The organism is Mammaliicoccus sp. JADD-157 (assembly GCF_049310805.1).
Classification (GTDB): Bacteria; Bacillota; Bacilli; order Staphylococcales; family Staphylococcaceae; genus Mammaliicoccus; species Mammaliicoccus lentus.
In genome coordinates this window covers 237,145-262,217 of record NZ_JBMOVZ010000003.1, presented here as the reverse complement: position 1 = coordinate 262,217, position 25,073 = coordinate 237,145, and the positions used below count along the sequence as shown (strand labels likewise).

General features: G+C 32.8%; 20 protein-coding genes. 17 read left to right on the top strand and 3 right to left on the bottom strand.

The features are described from left to right. The first annotated feature begins 2 nt into the window (after window positions 1-2). Both ACO6VN_RS10435 and ACO6VN_RS10430 read left to right on the top strand, forming a co-directional pair. Window positions 3-2,261 carry a 3-hydroxyacyl-CoA dehydrogenase/enoyl-CoA hydratase family protein gene (locus ACO6VN_RS10435; protein ID WP_422404634.1) on the top strand — a complete coding sequence of 753 codons (2,259 nt, stop codon included), beginning with the start codon at window positions 3-5 and terminating at the stop codon, window positions 2,259-2,261. Window positions 2,262-2,292: 31 nt separating this feature from the next. Further along, a complete protein-coding gene (locus ACO6VN_RS10430) occupies window positions 2,293-3,480 on the top strand; it encodes a thiolase family protein (protein ID WP_135031997.1) in 1,188 nt (395 codons plus the stop codon). A gap of 98 nt (window positions 3,481-3,578) precedes the next feature. Here the strand turns inward: ACO6VN_RS10430 and mbcS are convergent, their stop codons facing one another. After that, on the bottom strand, window positions 3,579-5,159 hold the full coding sequence (mbcS, locus tag ACO6VN_RS10425) for an acyl-CoA synthetase MbcS (protein WP_422404633.1): 1,581 nt from the start codon (window positions 5,157-5,159) through the stop codon (window positions 3,579-3,581). A 407-nt stretch (window positions 5,160-5,566) separates the two neighbouring features. Here mbcS and ACO6VN_RS10420 point away from each other — a divergent pair, with 407 nt between their 5' ends. The 9 genes from ACO6VN_RS10420 to ACO6VN_RS10380 all read left to right on the top strand — a co-directional run bounded on the left by ACO6VN_RS10420 (window position 5,567) and on the right by ACO6VN_RS10380 (window position 16,560). Further along, a complete protein-coding gene (locus ACO6VN_RS10420; protein WP_422404632.1) occupies window positions 5,567-7,087 on the top strand; it encodes an NADH dehydrogenase subunit 5 in 1,521 nt (506 codons plus the stop codon). Then, the gene (locus tag ACO6VN_RS10415) at window positions 7,080-9,656 is read left to right on the top strand and encodes a DUF2309 domain-containing protein (protein WP_194200410.1); all 2,577 of its coding nucleotides are present in this window, start codon (window positions 7,080-7,082) and stop codon (window positions 9,654-9,656) included. The genes ACO6VN_RS10420 and ACO6VN_RS10415 overlap by 8 nt, the downstream gene beginning before the upstream one ends. A 37-nt stretch (window positions 9,657-9,693) precedes the next feature. Further along, window positions 9,694-10,185, top strand: a complete 492-nt coding sequence (locus tag ACO6VN_RS10410; RefSeq protein ID WP_194200411.1) for a hypothetical protein — start codon at window positions 9,694-9,696, stop codon at window positions 10,183-10,185. Window positions 10,186-10,219: 34 nt separating this feature from the next. After that, the gene (locus tag ACO6VN_RS10405) at window positions 10,220-10,588 is read left to right on the top strand and encodes a DUF2294 domain-containing protein (protein ID WP_420907883.1); all 369 of its coding nucleotides are present in this window, start codon (window positions 10,220-10,222) and stop codon (window positions 10,586-10,588) included. A gap of 158 nt (window positions 10,589-10,746) precedes the next feature. Beyond that, window positions 10,747-12,399, top strand: a complete 1,653-nt coding sequence (locus ACO6VN_RS10400) for a Na/Pi cotransporter family protein (RefSeq protein ID WP_194200413.1) — start codon at window positions 10,747-10,749, stop codon at window positions 12,397-12,399. A 301-nt stretch (window positions 12,400-12,700) separates the two neighbouring features. Further along, the gene (locus tag ACO6VN_RS10395) at window positions 12,701-13,777 is read left to right on the top strand and encodes a Gfo/Idh/MocA family protein (RefSeq protein WP_017001008.1); all 1,077 of its coding nucleotides are present in this window, start codon (window positions 12,701-12,703) and stop codon (window positions 13,775-13,777) included. Between the two features lie 20 nt (window positions 13,778-13,797). Beyond that, window positions 13,798-14,514: a ThuA domain-containing protein gene (locus ACO6VN_RS10390; RefSeq protein ID WP_216683667.1), complete on the top strand. Its 717-nt coding sequence runs from the start codon at window positions 13,798-13,800 to the stop codon at window positions 14,512-14,514. An 11-nt stretch (window positions 14,515-14,525) separates the two neighbouring features. Continuing rightward, window positions 14,526-15,566 (top strand): Gfo/Idh/MocA family protein, encoded by a 1,041-nt coding sequence (locus tag ACO6VN_RS10385; protein WP_194200415.1) that lies wholly within the window; start codon window positions 14,526-14,528, stop codon window positions 15,564-15,566. A 25-nt stretch (window positions 15,567-15,591) separates the two neighbouring features. Further along, a complete protein-coding gene (locus ACO6VN_RS10380; RefSeq protein WP_135031993.1) occupies window positions 15,592-16,560 on the top strand; it encodes a sugar phosphate isomerase/epimerase family protein in 969 nt (322 codons plus the stop codon). Window positions 16,561-16,959: 399 nt separating this feature from the next. Here the strand turns inward: ACO6VN_RS10380 and ACO6VN_RS10375 are convergent, their stop codons facing one another. Continuing rightward, window positions 16,960-17,826 (bottom strand): nuclease-related domain-containing protein, encoded by an 867-nt coding sequence (locus ACO6VN_RS10375; protein WP_422404631.1) that lies wholly within the window; start codon window positions 17,824-17,826, stop codon window positions 16,960-16,962. Window positions 17,827-17,882: 56 nt separating this feature from the next. Then, complete coding sequence (locus tag ACO6VN_RS10370) at window positions 17,883-18,119, bottom strand: type II toxin-antitoxin system Phd/YefM family antitoxin (RefSeq protein ID WP_422404630.1); 237 nt, start codon at window positions 18,117-18,119, stop codon at window positions 17,883-17,885. A 255-nt stretch (window positions 18,120-18,374) separates the two neighbouring features. Between ACO6VN_RS10370 and ACO6VN_RS10365 the strand changes: the two genes are divergently transcribed. From ACO6VN_RS10365 to ACO6VN_RS10340, 6 genes are all read left to right on the top strand, one after another. Further along, window positions 18,375-19,709 (top strand): sodium-dependent transporter, encoded by a 1,335-nt coding sequence (locus ACO6VN_RS10365; protein WP_216683535.1) that lies wholly within the window; start codon window positions 18,375-18,377, stop codon window positions 19,707-19,709. A 35-nt stretch (window positions 19,710-19,744) separates the two neighbouring features. Further along, window positions 19,745-20,620 (top strand): cidABC operon transcriptional activator CidR, encoded by an 876-nt coding sequence (gene cidR / locus ACO6VN_RS10360; RefSeq protein WP_017000885.1) that lies wholly within the window; start codon window positions 19,745-19,747, stop codon window positions 20,618-20,620. Window positions 20,621-21,311: 691 nt separating this feature from the next. Continuing rightward, window positions 21,312-21,692, top strand: a complete 381-nt coding sequence (locus ACO6VN_RS10355; protein WP_194200416.1) for a CidA/LrgA family protein — start codon at window positions 21,312-21,314, stop codon at window positions 21,690-21,692. Beyond that, on the top strand, window positions 21,692-22,381 hold the full coding sequence (locus ACO6VN_RS10350; protein WP_017000077.1) for an LrgB family protein: 690 nt from the start codon (window positions 21,692-21,694) through the stop codon (window positions 22,379-22,381). The genes ACO6VN_RS10355 and ACO6VN_RS10350 overlap by 1 nt, the downstream gene beginning before the upstream one ends. A gap of 28 nt (window positions 22,382-22,409) precedes the next feature. Further along, on the top strand, window positions 22,410-23,111 hold the full coding sequence (budA, locus tag ACO6VN_RS10345; protein ID WP_422404629.1) for an acetolactate decarboxylase: 702 nt from the start codon (window positions 22,410-22,412) through the stop codon (window positions 23,109-23,111). A gap of 330 nt (window positions 23,112-23,441) precedes the next feature. Next, window positions 23,442-25,064: a BCCT family transporter gene (locus ACO6VN_RS10340; RefSeq protein WP_194200418.1), complete on the top strand. Its 1,623-nt coding sequence runs from the start codon at window positions 23,442-23,444 to the stop codon at window positions 25,062-25,064. The last annotated feature ends 9 nt before the right edge of the window (window positions 25,065-25,073 follow it).

Genomic DNA, 25,073 nt, shown 5'->3' with positions numbered 1-25,073 from the left:
TTATGACTATAAAAAAAGCAACCGTTCTAGGTGCAGGCACAATGGGAAGTCAAATAGCTGCTCTATTAGTGAACGCAGGATTGAAAGTAAAACTATTAGATATAGTAATTGATGAGCAAGATCCTAATAAAATTTCTAAAAAAGCATATGAAACGATAACAGACAAAAAAAGACCGTTATTGTTTAATTTAGAATTTGCTTCTAATTTATCTTACGGTAATTTTCAAGATGATTTAAATGGTGAAGATGATGCTGATATCTATATTGAAGCGGTTAAAGAAGAACTAGAGATTAAGCATCAAGTATGGAAACAAGTAACATCAGTAGCTAAAGATGATGCAATATTTGCGACAAATACTTCTGGTATTCCTATTGAAGCAATATCAAAAGTGTTTGAACCAAAAGATAAAGAACGATTCTTAGGTATGCACTTCTTCAATCCGCCTCGTATTATGAAGTTAGTAGAGGTCATACCGAATAAAGATACTTCAAAAGATGTTATAGACAGAACACAAACATTTGCTGAAGAAATATTAGGTAAAGGTGTTGTTGTCGCTAACGATGTTCCGGGATTTGTAGCAAACAGAGTCGGAACACAAACGATGAATGACATTATGTATCGAGGGGAAGAACAAGGATTTTCAATTGTTGAAGTCGATGCTTTAACAGGACGTGCTATCGGTAGACCGAGTACAGGAACTTACGGATTATCAGATTTAGTCGGATTAGATATTGCGGTCACTGTTATTAAAGGGCTACAACAAATTCCAGAAGAAGAGCCTTATTTCAAAGATACAAAAATTGCAGAAACGCTCGTTAAAAACGGTTCTTTAGGTCGCAAAACAAAACAAGGCTTTTATAAAAAAGATAAAAAGACACGTTTAGTTTATGATATAGATTCAGATGAATACGTACAGCCTGAACAACCACAATTAGAAATTTTATCTAAATTCAGTAAAGATTTAAAATCAAATTTAGATGTGATATTTAATGCAGAAGATAAAGCAGGATTATATTTATGGGAAACATTAAGAAATAATTTCTATTATTCAGCAATTAATGTACCAAAAGCTGCTTCTGACTTTAAAGATATTGATAGAGCTTTAGTTTGGGGATTTAACTGGAAAGCAGGTCCGTTTAAACTTTGGGATTTAATGGGCTTCGAAAGAGTTAAAAAACGTATGAAAGATGAGCTTGGCGAGTTACCAGAGTGGATTGAAAATCAGACTGAAAGTTTCTATAAAGAAGGAGAAACAATAGAACGTGTAACACCTACATCGGAATTTATTGACCGTGAAATTTGGAATAAAGAAGACTCTAATTTATCTGTAGCAAACAAAGATCAATTGTTATTTAAATTACAAAGTAAAAATAATATCGTATCAGATGGTTTTGCTGAAGATTTAATAGAAGCTATAGATTTATTAGAAGAAGAAGATTATACAAGTATGGTTATATACGCTGATGGTAATAATTTCAGTGTCGGCGCAAATTTATATTTAATGAAGCAAGCGCACGAATCTAAAAATGTGGAAAATTTAGTTGGTCCAGCCATTGATAACTTGCATAAGAGTTTCAACAGAATGAAATATTCGCTTAAACCAATCGTAACTGCTGTGCATGGTAGAGCTTTAGGTGGTGGTTGTGAAGTTGTGCTTCACTCACCATTCGTTGTAGCAGCAAGTGAAACGTATATAGGATTAGTTGAAACAGGTGTAGGCTTATTACCAAGTGGTGGTGGATTAGCTGAGCTTTCTGATAGAGTGCTAAGAACAAATCATAAAGAAAATGATAAGCAAGAGTCTATTTCAAAAGTATTAATGAACGTAGGTCTAGCTAAAGTTTCAACAAATGCATATGAAGCTAAACGCTATGGTTATTTAAGAGATACAGACTCTATCATATTCAATAAAGAAAAACGTGTTGAAGTAGCGTTAAATAAAGCGAGATATGAATCAGAAACAAATTATATTCCAAAACCAAAAGCGCAATATACTGCATTAGGCAGAGACTTTAAAGCGTTAGTTCAAGGTCAATTGGACGCACAACGTTTAGGCCATTTTATTAGTGATTATGATTACGAAATTACAATGAAAGTTGCACATATATTATCTGGCGGAGACTTGCCACGCAACACATTTATAAACCAAAGATACCTTCAAAAATTAGAAAGAGAAGGATTCTTACAACTCTTACAAAACGAAAAAACATATGACCGTATTTCTCATATGTTAGAAAAAGGAAAACCTTTACGCAATTAATGATGAGTTGAAAAAGAGAGGATGGATATCAATGCAAGATGCATATATAGTAGCATACGGACGTTCAGCAGCAGGTAAAGCAAAGCCAGGCGGCGCGTTATTCCATGAAAGACCTGATGAAGTTGGTGCACAAGTCTTAAAAGGTGTATTAGATAAAATAGAAGGATCATTTGACTACAGTATGGTAGAAGATGTAATACTCGGCAATGCTTTCCCAGAGGGTTTACAAGGACAAAATATGGCGCGTTCAATCGCGTTGTTAGCTGGTCTTCCTAAAGAAGTGCCAGGACAAACTGTGAATCGTTACTGTTCTTCAGGACTACAAACAATCGCGATAGCAGCTAATGAAATTATGTCAGAACAAGCAGATGTGTTAGTTGCTGGCGGTGTAGAATTAATGAGTGCCGTGCCAATGGGCGGTAATGAGCCAACGAACAATCCAGAGTTGCAAGAACAAGATACAGGTGTTTCTTATCCGATGGGATTAACGGCTGAAATGGTAGCAGATGAATTTAATGTTTCTAGAGAAGAACAGGATAAATATGCAGTAGAAAGTCATAAGCGTGCTAATGAAGCACGTGAAGCGGGGAAATTTGATGATGAAATTATACCGCTAGACATTCATAAAGTAAGTTATGACCAAAACGGCCCTGTCGTATCAAAAGGAACATTCAAAGAAGACGAGTTAATCAGACCAGAAACAAATCTTGAATCATTAGCCAAATTAAGAACTGTATTCAAGGCAGATGGAACGGTAACTGCTGGAACATCAGCACCTTTAACAGACGGAGCAGGATTTGTAGTGCTGATGTCTGGTGATAAAGTGAAAGAACTAGGTGTTAAACCAATTGCTAAGTTTGTAGGGTTTAAAGCAGTAGGTGTTGATCCTAAAATAATGGGTATTGGCCCAGCATATGCAATTCCAGAAGTACTTGAACTTACAAATCTTAATGTAGAAGATATTGACTTAGTTGAATTAAACGAAGCTTTTGCTTCTCAAACAGTTGCTTCAATTAATAAAGTAGGGCTAGATGTTAACAAGACAAACGTTAACGGTGGTGCAATAGCATTAGGTCACCCACTAGGGGCAACAGGTGCAATGCTAACTGCTAAGCTATTATCCGAAATGAAGAGAAGACCAGATTCTAAATATGGAATGGTCACAATGTGTATTGGAGTAGGTATGGGTGCAGCAGGTATCTTTGAATATGTAAGATAAATTAAATTTGAGAACTAAATAATATGTTACAAAATAAAGCTCCTAATCCGTTGTATTTAATTAATGGATTAGGAGCTTTTTGTTTATATAAGATTTAGTTATTTATTATATTTTTCTTGTTCTGCTTCTCTTAATTCTACGCGTCTTATTTTTCCTGAATTAGTTTTAGGTAATGTATTTACAAATTCAATCGCTCTTGGATATTTATAAGGTGCCACGTCTTGTTTTACGTATGTTTGTAGTTCTTTTACAAGTGTATCATCGCCATCAACACCTTCTTGTAAAATAACAAAAGCTTTCACAATGTTACCGCGGATTTCATCTGGACTAGCTACGACTGCACACTCTTGTACTTTAGGGTGTTTCGTTAATGAGTCTTCAACTTCAAATGGCCCGATTGTATATCCTGAGCTAATGATAATGTCATCTTCTCTTCCTTTGAACCAGAAGTATCCATCTTCATCTAATCTTGCGCGGTCGCCTGTTACATAGTAGTTGCCTCTTTTTGAAGCTTCAGTACGTTCTTCATCTTTATAATAACCTTGGAATAAAGAAGGTGAATCTAATGACACAGCGATATCACCTGTTGAACCGTCTGTAATTGGTTCGCCATCTTCATCAATGATTGCGACATTACTGCCAGGAATTGCTTTACCCATTGCACCGATTCTGCTTTCAGTGTCTTTTAAGAATGCGATTAGCAATGTATTTTCAGTTTGACCGTAGCCGTCTCTAACTTTAATGTTAAAGTTTTCTTGGAATTTTTCTATTACCTCTTTGTTTAATGGTTCGCCTGCTGAAACAGCACTATGTAGATTTTTTAAAGTGTAATCAGCTAAGTTAGGAAGTTTAGCCATTAAACGGTATTCAGTTGGTGTACAGCAAAGCGCGTTAACTTCGTGTTTTTCTAGTAAATCTAAATATTTTTTAGCGTCAAATTTACCGTTGTATACAAGAGCTGTAGCACCTGAACCTAAAATTGATAAGAATGGGCTCCATACCCATTTTTGCCAGCCTGGAGCAGCAGTTGCCCAAACAGTATCGCCTTCACTAATGCTTAACCAATGTTTAGGTGCTGTTTGAATGTGAGCATATCCCCAACCATGTGTATGCACGACTGCTTTAGGAAGCCCAGTTGTACCTGACGTGTATGAAAGTAGCGCAATATCATCGCGTTTTGTTTTGTCTACTTCTAATGTTTCACTCGCGTCAGCTTTTTCTTTGTCTAAAGGAATCCAATTTTCTTCTTCATCACCGACGATGAATTTCGTTAATTGCTCATATTCTTTAATATTATAAAATTCATTTGTAGAATTGGAGATTGAAACGACTGCATCTATTTCACCGTGTGTAATTCTATGTTGTAAATCTTTAGTTCTTAACATTTCTGAACTTGGAATGATGATTAGCCCTGATTTTAATGCGGCAGTATAAATTTCGTAAGTCACAATAGATCTAGGCATCAGTATTAATATTTTGTCACCTTTTTTAAGCCCGTTGTTTTTAAAAACATTCCCGACTTTATTTGCGTTTTTCATTAAATCTGAATATGTAATATGTTGTACTTCACCTGATATATCTTCAAAAACAATGGCTTCTTTTGTTTGGTCCACTGCATATTTTTCTATTTCATTAACGATATTATAAGTTTCAGGTGCGATTAAATTTGAATTGTCCATAACTATCTCCTTATATCTTTAGATTATTTATACATTTTAACAATGATTACTATTTAATACGAATAAATAAAACTTATAACATATAATTTAGGACTTTTTATTGACAATTTTACAAAATAAATATATGTTATAAAAGTATATAAAAAATAGCTTGGGTATAGATTCTTTAGCAATTGGCTAATATATATTGGTTAATTGAAAAAGAAGTTTACTAAAACTATTAATAAAAAATGAACTATTTCTCAGGAAATAATAAATATTATTCTATATTTTAATAATAAGGAAGCAATACAAACAACAATAAGTATGTTTGGTTGAAGCCGACAATTAAAACAAATCATTATGAATGATTTGTTTTAAATTGTCGGCTTTTTTATTTTTAAGTCATATATAAAGGAGTAGTCAATATGATGAGTTTATTAGTATTATTTTTCATCACATTAGTTATAGCGATTTTAAGCGGATTGTTATTTCTTATACATAAAGTACCATTACGTTATGCTAAATATCATTTAATCATTTTTTCGATTCCTACATTTATAGCTTTAATTGGGACGGTTTTCATTCGAGAAAATATAGAAATTGGGCCATGGCATTTAGATGTATTATCTTGGCTACTTGCATTCTTTATATTGATGATTGGATTAATTATCCAAAGATTTTCATTGAGATATTTATATGGAGATGCGCATTATCGAAAGTATTTTACATTGTTTACGATAATGACAACTTTCGCCTCTGTAGCATGGTTGAGTGATGACTTGAGAATTATGACAGGACTGTGGGGCATCACGCTACTTTGTTTAACAATGTTAATAAAATTGAACAAACAATGGAAAGTGACAAAAGAAGCATCTAAAATAACAGGTGTTTTGTTCTTAGTGAGTTGGCTTTCTTTATTATGTGCGATATTATTCGTGAATTATTTATCTGGAGAATGGACAATTTCAGCAATATTTACTGTAGAAAATTTAAAATCATTTGATTCGTGGCAAGGTGTTATCATACAGCTTCTATTAATATTATCAGTGATTATTCCTGCCGCTCAATGGCCGTTCCATAGATGGCTTATAGAATCTGTTGCAGCGCCAACACCTGTTTCAGCAATTATGCATGCCGGAATTGTGAATGTGGGTGGCGTTATTTTAACAAGATTTTCACCGATTTTTATGAACGAGTGGACGTTATCAATTTTACTTATTATTGCAAGTGTTTCTGTATTAATAGGTTCAGGCATCAGCTTAGTCCATGTAGATTATAAAAGGCAGTTAGTTGGATCTACGATGGGGCAAATGGGCTTTATGCTTATTCAATGTGCTTTAGGAGCTTATTCAGCTGCAATTATTCATCTCATATTACATGGATTGTTTAAAGCAACTTTATTCTTACGTTCAGGATCAGCTGTGAGACACTTTGAAGTGCCTGCAAGAATGAATGAAAGCATATCTTATATTTGGGTGTTAGTCGGTCGTTTCTTAGCTGTATTTGTAGGTATCACTTTTTGGTTGATTACCCCTTATAGTAGTTATCAATTCATAAGTGCACTTATATTAGCTTGGTCCTTATCTGTATCATGGACACAGCTTGTTGCATTTGGAGAAGGGAAATTAGGAAGAATAATAGGTTTAGCAGCATTAGTCTCTATCGGTGTTGTATACTTCGCTATTCATAACTTCTTTCATCACTGGTTACAACAATTTGAATTTCAACTTGCAGAACCACCTTTCTTTGTTGTCACTGTCATGATTGCAATGTTGGTGTTAGGTAGTTTAATGAGCATGTGGATAGGAAGAAATAAATCTTCTCGCATATTCTTAATGACATATTTATGGCTTGTACATCTCGGAGAAGCAAAATATCACTCTGTTGAAAGTCATCCAAGATATTTGAAAGATCATTTTGTAAAAGGTGGTTATAAACATGGTTAATGTAATCTTAAATACGCAAAATATAAAAAATATCATACAATCAGCAAGTCGAGTTATCGTGCCGTTATCGCCGATTTCAATTTTTGCTGCTAGACACCCGTGGGCTAATATGGAAGAACAAACTTTTGAAGAAGTCGCAAGATGGATAAAAGAAACACAAGAAATTAACATGTATGCTAATAAAAATATTATTAAATCTGCTATTAAAAAAGAAGAAATCAATGAATATTTTATTTCAAATAAATTAGAAGATTGGTTAGAAAAAGCAGACTATAAAATTGATAAAGAAGAATTACTCAAATTTGCACAGAAAGCTTTAAAAGGCATAACTTTAAAAGATGAAGTAGTTAAGCAATACGAAAAAGAATTAAAACAATATTATACTGTAGATGAATTTAATCTATCTAAAAATAAGAAAGTTAAAATGTTGAGTGCTTATCAACAAAGTAAATCAGGTGAACCATACAGTGATATATTGAACTATCATATTATAAAATGGTGCAAATTATATTTAGATAATGCTCAATCTGGTTGGTCGATGCCAACTCATAATGAAAGTTTTTATAATGCTTGGAAAAAGATGGTCGTATTGGATCCTGCATTAAATAAAAATATACGTCAACAATTTAAAAATTTACCTGAAGATTCAATTGAAGCAATGGAATGTTGCTTAGATAACTTGAATATTGAACAACAACATATTCAATCTTATTTAGAATCGCATTTAATCTCATTACCAGGATGGGCTGGTATGATGCTTTGGTATGATGAAAAATCTAATCAAACAAAAAATCTGTTACAAGAATATTTAACGATTAGACTAGCTCTAGAATGGTCACTAATCGGAAATCTCGTACCTGAAGATTTATTAGAACAAGAAGTTGATTACTCTCCGATAATTGCATGGTTAGAGTGGGGAGATTTCACTTTAGAAAAATGGCTAGCATTACCAAAAGATAAACAAAAGGAATATATACGATTTTCTCTTGGTTTTGATGAGATTACACGTAAGAAAATATTGTTAGAAGCATGGGAAGATACTTATGAATTAAGTTTAAGACAAGAAATTAACTCTCAACATGTTAATAACATGCCAATACAAGAAACGAAAGCGCAATTGGCATTCTGTATAGATACAAGATCAGAACCTTTCAGAAGACAGTTAGAAATGGAAGGGCCATTTGAAACGATTGGTATCGCGGGTTTTTTCGGTTTACCAATAGAAAAATGTGAATTAGGGCATCAACATACGCATAATTCATTACCGGTTATGAACCAACCGCTACATAAAATTCAAGAATTTGAAGCGAACAGTAATGAAAATGATTATGTGGATAAGAAGAAAACAGTATCTTCCTTAATTTATACTTTTAAAAAGATGAAACAAAATGTATTACCTAGTTTATTATTACCGGAACTAACTGGACCATGGCTTAGTATTCAAACTATTACAAGAAGCTTTATGCCGAAAAGTTCAGGTAGTATCATTAATAAATTTAACGATACATTTTTGAAAAAACCTGAAACAACATTAACAATAAACGAGCATGAACATAATCATGGACAACAAGATAGTTTGCCAATTGGTTTTACAGAAAAAGAAAAAATCAATTATACGGCAGAAGCTTTAAAATTAATGAGTTTAACAGAAGGTTTTGCTCCGCTAGTTGTGATATGCGGTCATGGTAGTCACACAGCTAACAACCCTTATTCAGCTTCTCTAGATTGTGGTGCTTGTGGCGGTTCAGCAAGTGGTTTCAATGCTAAAATACTAGCGACGTTATGTAATTTACCTGAAGTTAGAACAGGACTGCTTAAACATCATATTTTTATACCTGAAGAGACAGTGTTTATCGCAGCAGAACATTGTACAACAATTGATGAGCTTGAATGGATATATGTTCCGGAATTATCGAAAGAAGCTGAAGAATCATATATATTATTAAAAAATACAATTCCAGAAGTGAGTCGCAAAGCTAACGAGTTGAGATTAACACAATTACCAGGTATTCATTACGATAAGAAAAATGCGACTAAAGAAGCTAAGAAAATATCTAGTGACTGGAGTGAAGTGCGTCCTGAATGGGGATTAGCACGAAATGCATCATTTATAATTGGTCAAAGACAATTAACTAAGAAGCGACAATTAAATGGAAGGTCGTTCTTGCACAATTATGATTGGAGAAAGGATCAAGATGGCGTTTTATTGAATACTATTTTGACAGGACCAGCGACTGTTTCCCAATGGATAAACCTACAATATTACGCTTCGACAGTTGCTCCACACTTTTATGGAAGTGGTAGTAAAGCGACTCAAACAGTGACTTCAGGCATTGGTGTAATGCAAGGTAATGCAAGTGATTTATTGACAGGGTTGCCGTGGCAATCTGTAATGAAATCTGATGAAGATTTTTATCATTCACCAATTCGACTATTAATCGTTATACAAGCACCTAATCATTACATTGAACGTTTATTAAATAAAAATGAAGTGTTAAACACCAAATTGAAAAATGGTTGGTTATTAATTTCAAGTATTAATGATCATGGAGAATGGATTAAATGGTAAACAGATAGGAAGCAATTTTTTGCTGAGAGGATGTATAATGATGAACGAAGAAAATAATATATTAATATTAGGTGAACTAAATACACATCCAGAAGACGAATTTATTAAACAAGTGGTTGATAAGACAGCACATGTAATTACTATAAATAGTTATCAATCAGAAATAGCGCAAGCATATGGAGAAGTGATGAGGTCTATCATCCTATCAATTTATCAGAAAAACATTCAAGAAATATATATCATTGGTAAAGATGAGGCTCATAATTTACCTAATATTCACTTACCTGAAAAGATTAAAAATATGGAAGGTCGTTTAAAAACGATAGACTATTTATTTGAAAATTGTAAACCAGAAATGAATGGTGAAAGTATTATAGATTGGTTGAATGGTGAGCGTGATGTTCATAAACGAATTGAAGAAAGTGTTAACAAGATTTATAACCATCCATTAGTACCGGAAAACATTAAAATTTCCGGGGTGATATTCAAAGAAAATAATGCAGAAACTATTATTCAAGAAACAACTTAAAAAGTATTTATCAATTTGTAAGGAGATGAAAAATATGGACATGACGAAAGGGTACTGTGAATCTACAATAAGTAAAGCTATCACACAATGGGAAAAAGAATATTTAGGCAGAGGTTCCTTGTCGGTGAAGACAGATATATTAAGAGATATGATTATTGTAGATTTACAAGGTGTTTTAACACCTGCTGAATACAAAGTCTCTGAAACAAAGGAAGGTTTACTTTCCATTAAACGCACGAGATCTACTTTAGTGGAATCAGACGTTTCACATCTTTATGAAATAATATTTAATATAACTAATGAAAAAGTTGACAGTTTTCATACTGATTTAAGTTCTCGTACTGGCGAACGTATGATGATTTTTAAAATGTACAATAATATTGAAGATTTATTTAATAAATAGGGTTGATTTGTAAATGTTTATTTGCGACAATTTCATAGTTCTTTTGTATTTAAAAGAAAATAGTTGAATTAAACGAAACTTAATATAAAATTTACATTAGATTAACAATTATCGTTTAATATTCACAATGGTTACAAAAAATTTAATTGAGGTGTCTTATGGAATTGTCGGCGCTAGAAATTATCTTCACTTTTATAGGTGGTCTAGGTATATTTCTTTATGGTATTAAGCAAATGGGAGACGGATTACAAGCTGCAGCAGGAGATAGACTGAGAAGTATTTTAAATAGATTTACTAGCAACCCAATAATGGGCGTATTAGCTGGTATGATTGTTACAATTTTGATTCAAAGTAGTTCAGGTACAACAGTTATTACGATAGGGTTAGTCAGCGCAGGCTTTATGACGCTAAGACAAGCAATCGGTGTCGTAATGGGTGCAAATATCGGTACAACTGTTACTGCATTTATTATTGGTATTGATATTGGGGAATATTCTTTACCTATATTAGCAATTGGTGCATTTTTAATATTCTTTGTTCAAAAACGTAAAGTTAAGAATGTTGGTATGATATTCTTTGGTTTCGGTTCTTTATTCTATGGGTTAGAGCTAATGAGTGGTGCAGTAAAACCTTTAGCTAATTTAGATGGATTCCACGATATTATGCTAAGTATGTCTCATTCACCGATACTAGGTGTTGCTGCAGGAACATTTGTAACATTAATCGTTCAAAGTTCTAGTGCAACAATTGGTATATTGCAAGGATTCTTTGCGAATGATTTAATATCATTACACGGAGCTTTGCCTATTTTATTAGGTGATAACATTGGTACAACAATTACAGCTATATTGGCAAGTTTAGCAGGTTCATTAGCAGCTAAACGCGTTGCAGTTACACATGTATTGTTTAACTTAATCGGTGCGGCAATTTTCTTATTAATTTTACCGATTTATGAAGCGGCTGTTACATGGATGCAAGGTGCATTTAGATTAAATCCAGAAATGGTAATCGCATTTGCACACGGCACATTTAACATTACAAACACATTGATTCAATTACCATTTATTTTTGTATTAGCGTGGCTAGTTACTAAAATTATTCCTGGTGAAGATTTAAATGAAAAATATAAACCTAAATATTTAGATAATAACTTAATCAATAGAGCGCCGAGTATTGCATTGCAAGAAGCGCAAGATGAAATTAGAAATATAGGCAAGTTATCAATGTCTATGCTTGAAAAAGTAGATCACACAGATGATAAAGCTGTTAAAAAACATAAACAAAAACACGCTGCCATCGAGAATATGTATGATAATGTTAGACAATATTTAAATAAATTGTCAGAGAAAAAATTATCAGCAAAAGACGGAGAACGTCTATCTGTATTATATGATGTGAATAGAACAATTTTGAAAGTATCAGCACTAACAGAATCTTATTTAGATGAACTGCAGAAAAAAGAATCATCTGATATTCGAATCTCAGAAAAAGCTGAGCAAAGTATAGATAGACTTTATGAACATGTTAAAATTTCATATGAAAAAACATTCGAAGCATTTGATGTATATGATTATGTTAAAAAAGATGAGGTTGTAAAACGAAGTGAAGATTCATATTTATTAGAACATGACTTAAGAAAGAAACATATTAAACGTTTAAGTTCTGGCGAATGTTCACCAGAAGGCAGTCTTGTATATATAGATATGATTTCAATATTAGAGCGTATAGGTTATCATTCAAGGAACATTTCAGAATCAATGATTAACCTTGGAGAAGATACGTATACTCAAACATCTGAAGTAAGATTATAAAAAATAAGCATATCACTTAACTGATTATTTTTCAGTTTAAAAGTGATATGCTTATTTATTATGAGTTAGAATTTATGTCCGAGAATATTGAGAATAAGCTAAAAAATCGCGGAAATATTTTCATCTGATGAAAATATATTCTAATACGAACAATAAGTTTCTAAACAAGTGTTATTGATTGGTGTTTATCATTATTTAATTTACGATATGTATAAAGAGTAATATTTATAAATTTTTATAACATTAAATGTAAGCGTTTGCTAAAATGAAAATTAATTATAATCGAAAAGGGGAAATAGCGATGCAATTAAATGTAGGTATTATAGGTTGTGGTGGTATAGCGAATGGCAAGCATTTACCAAGCTTGCAGAAAATTGAAGAAGTAAATATTGTAGCTTTTTGTGATATAGATGTAGAGAAGGCTGAAGTGGCAGCAGACTATTACGGTACTGAACAAGCAAAGGCTTATGCAGATTATAAAGAGTTGTTGAAAGATGAAACGATTGATGTTATTCACGTTTGTACGCCAAATAGTTCGCATAAAGAATTAACAATTGCTTCATTGGAAGCAGGCAAGCATGTGATGTGTGAAAAACCAATGGCTAAGACGACTGAAGAAGCACAAGAAATGATTGAAGCTGCTAAAAGAACAGGTAAGAAATTAACGATTGGTTATCAAAATCGTTTTAGACCAGATAGCCAGTACTTACGTCAAGCAACACAACGTGGAGATTTAGGGGATATATATTATGGTAAAGCACATGCTATACGTAGAAGAGCAGTGCCTACGTGGGGTGTATTCTTAGATGAAGAACAACAAGGTGGAGGCCCGTTAATTGATATTGGAACACATGCACTTGATTTAACATTATGGATGATGGATAACTATGAACCTGAATCAGTAATGGGGTCAACTTTTCATAAATTAGGTAAAAAAGAAAATGCAGCAAATGCTTGGGGACCATGGGATCCTAAGGAATTTACTGTAGAAGATTCTGCATTTGGATTTATCAAGATGAAAGATGGCGCAACAATCGTTTTAGAATCAAGTTGGGCGCTTAATTCACTTAATGTAGATGAAGCTAAATGTGAACTTTCAGGAACTGAAGGTGGAGCAGACATGAAAGATGGCTTAAGAATACATGGTGAAGACTTTGGTTCACTATATACAACTCAAGTTGAACTTGAAAATAAAGGCGTGGACTTTTATGAAGGAGAACAAGTTGACGAAGCAGAAGTAGAAGCGCGTTCATGGATTGATAGTATTTTGAATGATACTGATCCTGTCGTAAAACCTGAAGAAGCTATTGTCATCACTCAAATATTAGAAGGTATATATAAATCTGCGAAAACAGGAAAAGCTGTTTATTTTGAATAATAACTAAAGGGGATGTCTAAATGAATATAACAGTATGGAACGAATTTCGTCACGAAGTCGAAAGCGAAGAAATTAAGAAAGTTTACCCAAAAGGCATTCATAATGTCATAGCTGAATTTTTAAGTGAAAAACACAATGTTAAAACAGCGACATTGGATGAACCAGAACACGGTTTAACTGATGATGTATTAAATCAGACAGATGTCTTAATTTGGTGGGGACATAAAGCTCACGATGAAGTAGAAGATTCAATTGTTGAAAAAGTAAAGCAGCGCGTACTAGATGGAATGGGATTAATTGTTTTACATTCAGCACATTTCTCTAAAATATTTAAAAGCTTGATGGGGACGACATGTGATTTAAAATGGCGTGAAGCAGATGATAGAGAAAGACTTTGGGTTGTAGATCCTACTCACCCAATAACAGAAGGTTTAGACTCATATATCGAATTAGAAAAAGAAGAAATGTACGGCGAGCACTTTGATATACCAGCACCAGATGAAACAGTATTTATAAGTTGGTTTGAAGGCGGAGAAGTATTCCGTAGTGGCGCAACTTTCAAACGTGGAAACGGAAAAATATTTTATTTTAGACCTGGACATGAAAGCTATCCTACATATTATAACTCACAAATACAGCACGTTATTAAAAATGCAGTGGAATGGGCTAAAAACCGTAACACTCCTAAACATCAATATGGTAATGCTCAACCGTTAGAGCATATCAGCGAGAAATAGGTGAGTGAATTATGGACAAATTAAAATTAGGTATGATAGGCGTTGGAGGTATTGCTCAAAACAGACATATACCTGCATTTAAACAATTAAAAGGCACTGCTCAAATTGTAGGTGTTCAAGACATTAACTATGATTTAGCACAACAAGTAGCTAAAGAACATATGATACCTCATGTGTTTAAAGATTATGAAGAAATGTTTAACGAAGTAGATGCAGTTGTAATATGCACACCGAATAAGTTTCATGCAGAGATAAGTATTGCGGCATTAAATGCAGGTGTTCATGTATTTTGTGAAAAACCAATGGCCATGAATAAAGAAGAATGTGATGCGATGATTGAAGCGGCTAATAGAGCAAATAAATTGTTAGCTATTGGATACCATTATCGATTTACAGATGCTGCTATTACAGCTCATAAAGCAATTGAAGGTGGCACCGTAGGAAGTCCTCTTGTTACAAGAGTTCAAGCAATGCGTAGACGTAAAGTACCTGGATGGGGAGTTTTTACGAATAAAGAACTACAAGGTGGTGGAAGTCTAATAGATTACGGTTGTCATTTATTAGATTTATCACTTTGGTTACTTGAGGATGTTCAACCTGTTGAAGTATTAGGTAAAACTTATAACCGATTAAGTAAAACACCTAATCAAATTAATGACTGGGGAACATTTGATAGTAGTACTTTTGAAGTGGACGATCATGTTTCTAGTTTTATTACATTTGACGATCAGTCTACGATGCAATTTGAGTGTTCTTGGTCAGCGAACATTAAAGAAGATAACATACATTTAAGTATTTCAGGCGTTGATGGAGGATTGAATGTGTATCCATTTGAAATATATCAACCTAAATTTGGTAACTTTTTTAATGAAAAAGCTGTAGCAGAACATAATGAAGATTTAGCAGCACAGAGACAAGCCATGAATTTTGTGAACAGTTGTTTAGGACTAGAATCTTTAATTGTACAACCAGAACAAGCTCGAAAAGTCAGTCTCATTATAGATGCAATATATAGAAGCAGTGAAGAAGGACGTAGTGTTAGATTAACTTAATATCAAATATAAAGGAGCGATACATATGAAAATAGGTGTGTTTACAGTACTTTTTCAAGATAAATCATTTGAGGAAATGTTAGATTATGTCGCGAATTCAGGTTTGAAGATGGTAGAAATCGGAACAGGTGGTAACCCGGGAAATCATTTTTGTGATGTTGATGCATTATTAGAAAGTGAAGCTAAACGTGAATCTTTCATGGATGCGATTAAACAACGCGGATTAGAAATTAGTGCGTTTAGTTGTCACGATAATCCAGTTTCGCCGGATGAAGAACATGCTAAACAAGCACACGATACATTTATTAAAACAGTGAAGCTTGCATCGATTTTAGGAGTGCCTGTAGTCAATACATTTTCAGGTATACCAGGATCAGATGAAGATGCCAAACATCCAAATTGGCCAGTCACACCATGGCCAACAGCATACTCAGAAATTTATGAATGGCAATGGGAAGAGAAGCTGATACCTTATTGGAAAGAAGCGGCACAATTTGCTAAAGATCATAACGTTAAAATCGGAATAGAATTACATGCTGGATTTTCGGTGCACACACCACATACGTTATTAAAATTAAGAGAAGCAACTAACGATGCAATAGGTGCGAATCTAGATCCAAGTCATTTATGGTGGCAAGGTATTGATCCAGTAGCTGCTATAAAAATACTGGGCAAAGCAAACGCTATTCATCACTTCCATGCAAAAGACACATACATTGATCAGGAAAATGTAAATATGTACGGATTAACAGACATGCAACCATATGGCTCCGTACAATCTAGAGCATGGACATTTAGATCTGTCGGTTATGGACACAGCCCTCAAGTATGGGGTGATATAATAAGCGCATTAAGAATCAATGGATATGATTACGTCGTGAGTATTGAACATGAAGATCCTATAATGTCCGTAGAAGAAGGCTTCCAAAAAGCAGTACAAAATCTGCAATCAGTAAATATAAACGAAAAACTCGAAAATATTTGGTGGGCATGATGAAAACCATGACCTTAGCTCGTGTAAAACTCGCTAAGGTCATGGTTTTATTTTTGGAGAAAGTATAGAAAGAGGGGGGAAGATTGTGAATATATGGTGCTGGGCAAGGGTAGAAGTGTGGGGTGTGGATTAATGAGGAAGAAAATCCAATAAGAGTGTGTGTACTTGGATTAATGAGGAAGAAAATCCAATAAGAGTGTGTGTACTTGGATTAATGAGTTAGAAAATCCAATAAGAGTGTGTGTACTTGGATTAATGTCGTAGAAAATCCAATAAGAGTGTGTGTACTGGGATTATTATGGTAGTTAATCCAATAAGAGTATGTGTACTTGGATTAACGTCATAGTAAATCCAATAAGAATGCTGCTCTTACAAAAATGGTGCTTTTTATTAAACGCATCAAATATAATATTGGATTTTTCTTTGACCTTCTTTTTTGAAGTATTGGTTACATAATTTTCTAATTGCCCATTCATTTCCATCACACCATATTTGAGCTTCTTTCAAAGTAAAAGGTTCGTTTTTCAATATATATAATTCTTTTAAGTTTTCTAAATATAATAATTGTCTTGCAGTTTTCTTCGAACAATACATACATTCTCCAAACCTCTTATGGCTATTTAATTGTATGTGTCCTATTTTTCTGCATTGTGGACACCTTAATCCAGGATTTATTTGATCAAAAGGTAATAAATTCTTTGGATAGATTTTCGAAAAATCTTTCTTCAAGGTCTTTATTCTATTCAAAATAATTTTATTTTCTTCTATTTTATAATTTTTAATTAATTTTGGGATTTTGTGTAATTCTGTAGGTAGTAGTACTTGATTGCGGTGAGGGATTTCTGTATGAAGCGTAAATGTAGGGTTAGTAAAGATGAGATAGGATTCAACTGTGCGTTTGATATCAAGTTTAGATTTCATAAGTTCTAGTTCATACTCAGCCTGCTTCATCTGCTGAAAAGGTGTTTGAAATATATTTCCATAGCTATTTTTAAGATGGTTATCAATTATATAGTAGTCACCTTTGTAGTGTTTAATTTCTAAATTTATAATTTTTTCGTCGTCGACAATTAAAAAATCAATTTGAACTTTATTGTTTATATCCAATTCGATATCATGCACATAATTTAACTTAAGTTCTTGATCCAATATTTGTTTAATTAATTCTTCACCTTCTATTCCTTTTATTTGTCTAAATAATTCTCGAGTTGTTTCATTTTGTTCTAAGCGACCGTCTAGCGCTTTTAAATAAGTGGCATATTCCATATACCTACCTCCTATTTTTTACAATTATTATATAATATTTATTCAGTGAATAACATCTATAAATTATTCCAATTTATATCATTAACATTAGTAAATAGACTATTATCTTGTTCGCGAGCTCTGACTTTATTCATAACTCCCATATCTTCTAAATAAAGTGTCTCTTGTATACTGTCCCATTCATCTTTACTAATTATTACTGCACTATTATGTGATTTTTTATCACTAATAATTATTGGTGTGTGATTTTCATTTACCTTTTTAAGCAAGTTGTAAAAATATTTTTTTAGCATACTCTGGCGTTAATATGTCATCTTGTATCATTGTTTCACTCCCTTTAGTTATAGATTAATTTTTCTTTGAATTAAGATTACCATACGCTATTTTTAAAATAAACTCCGATAAATTTCGGTTGAAAGTGGATTTTCTATAAAAACGTGCAATTTAAAGCTAGAAGGATAAATATTTATTGATACATAAAAATTCTTACTGTGTAGCATACGATTATACGTTATACTTCTACTAAGAGATTTGAATGGAGTGATAACATGAATAAACAACGAGATCAATGGTCATCTAAATTAGGTTTTGTGATGGCAGCAGCAGGCGCAGCGATTGGAATAGGTGCAATATGGAAGTTTCCATACGTTGCTGGTCAGTATGGCGGAGGCGCGTTTTTACTTATATTTATCATTTTTACGTTATTTATAGGTTTACCAATGTTGATTTCAGAATTCATCATTGGTCGTTCAACGAATAAAGAGGCTGTATCGGCATACGACACGTTAGCACCTAAGTCACCATGGCGTATAACAGGAAGATTAGGGGTTATTGGTTGTTTCTTATTGTTATCGTTCTACAGTGTTGTAGGTGGATGGATAACAATTTATACAACGATGAGCATTACAGGTAACTTGATTTCAGATGGTGCAAATTATGGGGAAATGTTCGAAGAAATTATTGGGAATCCCTTTATTGCATTATTAGGTGTACTTGTATTTATATTAATGAATGTACTCGTATTAAATTTTGGTATTAAAAATGGTATCGAAAGAGCGAATCAATATTTAATGCCATTGTTACTAATTTTTTTCCTTATTTTAGTTGTAAGAGCAGTAACATTAGAAGGTGCATCTGAGGGATTAGCGTTCTTCTTTAAATTTAATCTTTCTGATTTTAGTGCAAAAGGTATACTATTTGCGCTTGGTCAATCGTTCTTTGCGCTAGCAGTTGGATTTTCTTGTATGGTTACATATAGTTCTTATTTAAGTAAGAAAGAAAGCTTGCCGACATCAGCAGCTTTAGTATCAGGAATGAATATTTTAGTTTCTATTTTAGCTGGTATGGCTATTTTTCCAGTCGTATTTGCTTTTTCATTAGAACCTACTGAAGGACCAGGATTGTTATTTATTGTGTTACCAAATGTTTTTGGACAAATGGCATTTGGCACTTTATTCTTAACATTGTTCTTATTGTTATTCTTATTCGCGACTTTAACTTCTTCATTCAGTCAGTTCGAAATCATTATTTCAGCATTTGAAAAAGATGGTAAACGTTCTAGAAAGAAGATTGTTTGGATATTAGGATTACTGACGTTTATAGCATGTATTCCATCTACATTGTCTTATAGTGTTTTAAGTGACGTATCAATATTTGGGAAATCTATATTTGATGCGACAGATTATTTAGTGAGTAATATATTATTACCAATAGGTTGTTTATTAATCGCAATATTTATATCTTTCAGAATGAATCCAGAACTTGTAGAAAAAGAATTCCGTATGGGGAATCATTTATCTATAAAATGGTTTAAATTATGGAGAGTTTTAATGAGATATATTATACCGATTATTATTATAATTGTATTTATTTTCTCATTATAAAGTCGTGATGTTATGCCAAAAATGAGGTGTAAAATTTGGAATTTAAACAGTTAAAATATTTTGTAGAAATAGTGAGAAATGGTGGTATGACACAAGCGTCTGAACATTTATTTGTAGCTCAATCTACAATAAGTAAAGCCGTTAAAAATTTAGAAAATGAATTTGATATTACATTATTTGATCGTTCACAACGCCATATCAAATTAACAGATACAGGTGAAGTTTTTTACGAAAAAGCAGTTGAATTCCTTACATTATTTGATAAATTAACAATGGAATTGAATGATATATTTGAAATTAAAAAGGGCCATATCAGATTAGGATTATCCCCTATGATAAAAGTGAATTTGATTACAGATAATCTCGAAAAATTCCATAAAAAATATTCTGATGTAACATACGAAGTGCTTGAAGGAGGCGGTAAAGCAGTCGAAAATTACTTGAGCCAAGATGAAATAGACATCGGTGTGACTGCTTTACCAGTAGACTCTTCAAAATTTAATAGTATGCCGCTTTATAAAGAAGAACTCTTTTTAGTGCTTAATCAATCTCATAAACTTTCTCATAAGAAAAAAGTTGCTATACATGAACTTGTAGATGAAGAATTTGTTTTATTACATGACGATTATTATTTAAGAGATATGATAATTGAAAACTGTCGTAAAGCAGGATTTTATCCTAAAACGGTAGCTAAAATCTCACAGTTAACTTTTATAGATAATATGATTAAAAGAGGTCTAGGAATTTCGATTGTTCCAAAGAGTATCGCAGATCAAATGGGAGACGAAGTTAGAGCCATTGAACTCGCAGGCGAGAAAATATATTGGCACCTCGGCCTAATATGGAAAAAAGGTTCATATATGAATCAAGTAACAGAAGAGTGGATGGCATTCTTAAAGCAAGACCTTTAAAAATAAGAGGCTGAGACATGTATTTATGTCCCAGCCTCTTATTTTTAAATTTAAATCAAAAGAAAAGTTAATTCGTGAATTTACGAAATGGTTAGTTGGATTAACTACAACAATAATCCAACTAATCCTGCTTTTATTGGTTTTTTTATCTCAATAATCCAACTACACATAGCTTTATTGGATTAACTACAACAATAATCCAAATAGACACACTTTTATTCGATTTTCTGCTACATTAATCCAACTAACTATACTCTTATTGGATTTTCTATCTCATTAATCCAAGTACACATACTTTTATTGGATTTTCTACTTCATTAATCCAACAAGAAGTGCTCTACGTGAGTTTGTACAATATTTAATCCAATAAAGCAGTGTCAGATCTTACTTTTATCAGTTCCATCTCCAAAAAAAGAGCAAGGGATTTATATTCTAAGTTCTTTTTTATTTTTTTATAACATAAAAATATTATTATATGATAATTTAAATGTCCTTTATAACCTTGAGATAAACCTTTATAAATCAATAGGTTCAACGCTTACATTAATCTTGTTTATTATCCTTATATATTTCTTTAAATCTTAAGTATTCCATAATGGAATACTAGAAATCGATATTATGTATTTTATTAATACATAGTAACCTCATATAATATAGATTAAGAGTTTAAAGTAAAAGGGATTGATTAAATATGATGAGACGACTTATAAAGATAATATTACAAGTCACGTTAATATATGGCATCACGTTATTAGGCACGTGGTTAAGAGAATTACTTCATATACCTATAGCAGGTAGTATTGTCGGATTGGCATTATTATTTTGTTTGTTGCTATTTAAAGTGATACCTGAACATTGGATAGAAGTTGGTGCTAATAAACTGATCAATGTGATGGTGCTCTTTTTTGTACCTTCAATTGTAGGCATAATGGATATCGCAAATCAAATTGATCCCACATATATTTTTCTAGCGATATTAATCATTATTAGTACAAGTTTAGTGGCATTATCTTCAGGCTATGTTAGTGAAAAATTATTAAAAATTAAACCATCAAGTAAGGAGGACATGTGATGATTATTCAAGCGATAGGCATGATTGTACTAACATTAATAACTTATATTGCAGCTAAGAAACTGCAAGTTAAATATAAGCATCCGCTATTGAACCCTGCTTTAATTGCTTCAATCGTAATCATTTTTGTTTTACTTATATTCGGTTTGAACTACACTGATTATATGGTAGGTGGAACATGGATTCATAATTTCTTGGATTGTTCTGTTGTAAGTTTAGCCTATCCCTTATATAAATTTAGAAAACTCATTTTAGCAAATTTCAAAGTTATTATTACAAGTGTAATGACAGGCATTATGATGAATTTTATAGTCATTTACGGTGCACTATATATAATGGGTTACCCTAGTCAAACGATTGTGACAGTACTACCAAGATCTATGACAGCGGCAGTTGGTATAGAAGTTTCAGAACAAATGGGTGGAACAGATACGATAACTGTTATGTTTATTATAGCTACTGGTCTTATTGGTAGTATATTAGGGAATTTCTTTATTACAAAAGGACGTTTTCAAAGTGATTTAGCAAAAGGTATGACATACGGCAATGCCTCTCATGCATTTGGTACTGCAAAAGCTTTAGAAGCTAATTTTGAGGCAGGAGCTTTCAGTACGATCGGTATGATATTAACTGCTGTAATCAGTTCTGTCATACTGCCATTAATGTATTTAATCACAACTTATATATAAATAGTACGAAAGAGAAGGTGTCTTATTAATGCAAACTTTATATCAGCATGGCACGTTAGCTACTTTGATGGCTGGTCATTTAGAAGGAACAGCAACAATTGATGAGGTTTTACAACATGGTGATTCAGGTATAGGGACATTAACTGGATCAGATGGAGAAGTTATATATTTAGAGGGAAGAGCATTTCATGCAAATGAATTTGGAGAGTTTAAAGCATTAGAAGGTAATGAAATGACACCATTTTCTACAATTACAAGATTTAGCTCAGATAAAACTTATTATGCTGCACACGAAAAATCTGACCAAGTATTTAATGAAATATTGAACAACATGAAAAGTAAAAATTTGTTCTCTGCTATAAAAATAACAGGAACATTTAAGAATATGCATGTAAGATGGATGCCTAAGCAAGAACCGCCATATCAACGTTTAATAGAATCCGCAAGACGCCAACCTGAAAAAGTAGTTCCTGAAGTTAGAGGAACAATTATAGGTTTCTATACACCAGAACTATTCCATGGAATTGGAGCTAGTGGTTTTCACGTTCATTTTATTGATGAATTTGAAAGTTTTGGTGGACATGTTTTAGATTTTGAATTAGAAGTAGGTAGTATCGAAATACAAAACTTTGATACATTTGAACAACATTTACCTTCAGATAATCAATCATTTTTAGAAGCAGATATTGATTATAATAATATAGGTTCAGAAATTTCAGAAGCAGAATAAAAGAGCTGGAAATTCATTTTCTAGCTCTTTTTTAATATAAATTTTTATTCATATAACATGCATAAAAATACGTTATTAAAGTTAATTAAATTTGTTCAGTACGTTAAATGTTAACTTAACACAGTTGTTGTAGCGATATTTGTTCACATTTTAATTAATGGAATTTATATAATTATTCAAAATAACATCAGGAATAGATTGTATGAAATTTGCATTATTATTAAAACTTGTATAACCTCATCATTGTGATTTGTTTTGTCGTATTCATTAATCATTGATCATGATTTCAATTTACGATACATAATAACCGACAACGAGGGGTGTTCAGGATTGCAAAAATATAAAATTATGGACTGGTGGACGTTCCTTGGTACGGTAGCAGTATTATTATTTGCCGTAGTACCGATGATAGTCTTCCCAAAAACGAGTCAGTATGTTATTACACAGATTAATGAAACGATTTCTAATTCATTAGGCTCGGTCTATCTATTACTAGGATTAGTAGTATTTGGATTTGTGTTATACATAGCTTTTGGTAAGTACGGAAAAGTAACACTTGGGAAAGCTAGCGATAAACCAGAGTTCAATAATTTCAGTTGGGCTTCTATGCTCTTTTGTGCTGGAATAGGTTCCGATATACTTTATTGGGGCGTTATAGAGTGGGCTTATTATTATCAAGTACCACCTTATGGTGCAAGAGGTATGACTGATGAAGCGTTAGAATATGCTACGATGTATGGCATGTTCCATTGGGGTCCAATTGCTTGGGCAATATATGTATTACCAGCATTGCCTATTGGGTATTTAGTATTCGTTAAGAAAAAGCCCATTTATAAAATTAGTCATGCTTGTCGACCAATTTTAAAAGGTCAGACTGATAAATTTCTTGGTAAAACAGTAGATATTTTATTTATATTTGGTTTGCTTGGCGGAGCGGCAACATCACTTGCGCTAGGTGTGCCAATGATTGCGGCTGGTATAGAGCGACTGACAGGGCTAGACGGAGAGAACATGGTGATGCGAAGTATTATATTACTCATCATTACCGTCATATTCGCATTTAGCTCGTATACTGGTTTGAAGAAAGGTATTCAAAAATTAAGTGACATAAATGTTTGGCTAACATTTATTATTTTAGGTATCGTGCTTATTATCGGACCAACAGTCTTTATAATGGAAACAACAGTTTCTAGTTTAGGTAATATGTTGAAAAACTTCTTCCAAATGAGTACTTGGCTAGAGCCATTTGGTGGCATAGGAGGAAGAAAAGAAACGAACTTCCCACAAGACTGGACTGTGTTCTACTGGTCATGGTGGCTCGTATATGCACCATTCATAGGACTATTTATTGCAAGAATTTCTAAAGGACGTACTTTGAAAGAAGTCATTTTAGGAACAATTATTTATGGAACTTTAGGGTGTGTATTATTCTTTGGTATTTTAGGTAACTATGCAGTATTCCTTCAATTATCAGGACAATTCGATGTTATTCAGTTCTTAAATCAACATACGCCTGAAGCTACCATTATTGAAGTGATGCATCAATTACCATTACCTAAAGTGATGGTTGTATTGTTCTTAATCTCAGCGTTTCTATATTTAGCAACTACGTTTGATTCGGGTTCTTATATTTTAGCTGCTGCAACACAGAAAAAAGTTATAGACGAACCACTTAAAGCGAACCGTCTTTTTTGGGCATTTGCTTTATGTCTATTACCATTCTCTTTAATGCTTGTAGGAGGAGAAAAAGCTTTAGAAGTTTTAAAAACTGCTTCCATTTTAGCAAGTGTTCCTTTAATAGGTATATTTGTGATGATGATGATATCCTTTATAAGAACTTTATCAGGCGATCGGATAAAACTAGAAGAACGTGCTGATAAATTGAAAGAAGTTGAAAGACGTTCTTTAAGGATTGTACAGGTTAGAGAAAAAAAAGAAGATGATAATTTGTAAAATAATTAA